The organism is Accumulibacter sp., from assembly GCF_032229525.1.
In the GTDB taxonomy this organism is placed as follows: Bacteria; Pseudomonadota; Gammaproteobacteria; order Burkholderiales; family Rhodocyclaceae; genus Accumulibacter.
Genome location: NZ_JAVTWB010000102.1, coordinates 73,086 through 75,325 on the forward strand (window position 1 = coordinate 73,086; position 2,240 = coordinate 75,325).

The window sequence follows — 2,240 nt, forward strand, 5'->3', positions numbered from 1 at the left end:
AGGCCAGCGGCGACGATCACCCCGACCTGCCCCCAGGCGCTGGGCCAGGCCAGCACGACGCAGGTCGCCGCAGCCATGATCGAGATGCGCGCGGTGTCGGTACACAGATTGCGCGCCATTCCCCATACCGCTTGCGCGACCACCGCCACGGCGACGACTTTCAGGCTATCCAGCACCCCGGCCGGCACGGCGTCGCCCGCGGTGGCGATGCCGAGGGCGAAGAGGATCAGGGCCACTGCCGACGGCAGGGTAAAGCCGGTCCATGCGGCCAGGGCACCGAGATAGCCGGCCCGTGACAGCCCGACCGCAATGCCGACCTGACTGCTCGCCGGCCCGGGCAGGAACTGGCAAAGGGCGACCAGATCGGCGTAGGCGCGATCGCTGAGCCAGCGGCGGCGGTTGACGAACTCCTCGCGGAAATAACCCAGATGGGCGACCGGGCCACCAAACGAGGTGAGTCCAAGGCGCAGGAAGACCAGGAAGAGCGTCCATGGCCGGGCCGGCTCGACTACTGCACTGTCTGTTACTGGCGACGTCATGTGCGGGATCCCTACTGATGTTGAAAAATCCTGCCGGATGGTAAACGAGGAAGGATGGCGAGGTCGAATCATCCGCAGCACAATCGCCTCGGTCGCCACTGATTGTCGTGGCGGCGTGCCCGGATCTGGCCCCCGACAGGTCCGCTCCTTGCGCCGAAAAAAGCCCTCGAGAAATCCCGACCTCGGCACGCAATGGGATAACATGGCTCGTCGGTGGCAAGAGGTCGGTGTTTACTGTTGATCAGGCAGCGACGGAAGGAGCTCCCCGGTGGTCGGAGCCCAATCGCAAAGTGAAGGAGTCTGAACATGGTCAAGCTTGCGGAAAAAAAGAGCACCGAAACCGAGACGACGCTACTGGCCGCGCCGCCCGAGGAGTACATGTCGGCCGGACAGCGCGCCTTCTTTCGCCAGCGCCTGCTCGATGAAGAGGAAGCTCTGCTCTCGGCAGTGAAAGAGACGGCAGGTCACCTGCAGGAGAGCGAAGTCAGTTCCGACTGGATCGATCGCGCCAGTACCGAAGAGGAGCACACCCTGGAGCTGCGGGTACGCGATCGTGAAAGAAAGCTGCTGCAGAAGATTCGCGAGGCGCTGCGACACATCGATGACGGCAGCTACGGCTGGTGCGAGGAAACCGGTGAACCGATCGGCATCGCCCGCCTGCTCGCCCGCCCGACGGCACAACTGTGCCTCGAAGCGCAGGAGCGTCGCGAGCAGTCGAAGCGCCGCTTCGGCGGCTGAACGGCACCCTGCCGCCGTCCGGCGCTAGCCGGGCGCGGCCTTGAGCATTTCCCGCGTCACTGCCTCGGCCACCCGGATGCCATCGACGCCGGCCGAGAGGATGCCGCCGGCGTAGCCGGCCCCCTCTCCGGCCGGATACAGGCCGCGGACGTTCACACTCTGAAAATCGGCGCCGCGCGTCATGCGCAGCGGTGAGGAGGTACGCGTCTCGACGCCGGTGAGCACCGCATCGGCCATGGCAAAGCCCTTGATCTGGCGGTCGAAGGCTGGCAAGGCCTCGCGAATCGCATCGATCGCGTAGTCCGGCAGGGCCTCGCCGAGATCGGTCAGGCGCACCCCCGGTTGATACGAGGGAGTGACCGCACCGAGAACCGTCGACGGCCGCCCGGCGAGGAAGTCGCCGACCAGTTGCGCCGGTGCCTCGTAGCTGCTGCCGCCGAGTTCGAAGGCGCGCGTTTCCAGTTGTCGCTGCAACTCGATGCCGGCCAGCGGCCCACCCGGGTAATCGAGCGGCGTGATGCCGACGACGATGCCGGCGTTGGCGTTGCGTTCGTTGCGCGAATACTGGCTCATGCCGTTGGTCACCACGCGGTTTTCCTCGGAAGTCGCCGCGACCACCGTGCCGCCGGGGCACATGCAGAAGCTGTACACCGAACGTCCGTTGCCGCAGTGATGGACCAGTTTGTAGTCGGCGGCGCCGAGCAGCGGGTTGCCGGCGTGCCTGCCAAAGCGTGCCTTGTCGATCAGCGCCTGCGGATGCTCGATGCGAAAACCGATCGAGAACGGCTTGGCTTCCATGAACACGCCCGCGCTGTGCAGCCTCTCGAAGGTGTCGCGTGCGCTATGGCCGAGCGCCAGGATCACCTGCTCGGCGGCCAGCTCTTCGCCGGACGCCAGCGTCACGCCGCGCACGCGACCTTGTTCAAGGTGCAAGCCAGTGAGCCGCTGCTGGAAACGGATCTC

At 66.1% G+C, this 2,240-nt stretch carries 3 protein-coding genes; 1 reads left to right on the forward strand and 2 read right to left on the reverse strand.

Annotated features, from left to right (window positions below; translation table 11 throughout):
• Positions 1-539, reverse strand: a 539-nt coding sequence (locus RUW20_RS06435) for a chromate transporter (protein ID WP_313951377.1), incomplete at its 3' end; no start/stop codon positions are given.
• A 306-nt stretch (positions 540-845) separates the two neighbouring features.
• Between RUW20_RS06435 and dksA the strand changes: the two genes are divergently transcribed.
• Positions 846-1,277 carry an RNA polymerase-binding protein DksA gene (gene dksA, locus RUW20_RS06440; RefSeq protein ID WP_313951376.1) on the forward strand — a complete coding sequence of 144 codons (432 nt, stop codon included), beginning with the start codon at positions 846-848 and terminating at the stop codon, positions 1,275-1,277.
• A gap of 24 nt (positions 1,278-1,301) precedes the next feature.
• Here dksA and RUW20_RS06445 read toward each other — a convergent pair.
• On the reverse strand, positions 1,302-2,240 hold a 939-nt coding region (locus RUW20_RS06445; protein ID WP_409559318.1), incomplete at its 5' end, for an NAD(P)/FAD-dependent oxidoreductase.